1 protein-coding gene is annotated in these 288 nt (G+C 41.7%); it reads right to left on the reverse strand.

Annotated elements, in window-relative coordinates:
* A partial coding sequence (locus EQG63_RS12295) for a hypothetical protein (RefSeq protein ID WP_164974516.1) occupies window positions 1-288 on the reverse strand: 288 nt, incomplete at both ends.

A 288-nucleotide genomic window follows, 5' to 3' on the forward strand; every position in this document is an offset into this window, starting at 1 on the left:
AAGTTCCAGCTCCTGCATTAAAAGTTCCACCTGTTCCTGTTGGACGAGTCCAAACTCCTCCAGCTTGTTCGCCAGTAATTAAACTAAATAAATCGATGACAGCCACACTATTATCACATATTGTTACACCTCCATCGGTTCCTGCATTAGGTTGTGGATTAATTGTAACAGTAGCTAAACTTGTATCTGTTGTACATGGTGCAACTCCAGTTACCGTATATAAGAATGTACTAGTAGTAGCTCCTGCTGCTGGGGTATAAGTTCCAGCTCCTGCATTAAAAGTTCCAC

The sequence above is a fragment of the Flavobacterium amnicola genome, from assembly GCF_004122165.1.
Lineage (GTDB): Bacteria > Bacteroidota > Bacteroidia > Flavobacteriales > Flavobacteriaceae > Flavobacterium > Flavobacterium amnicola.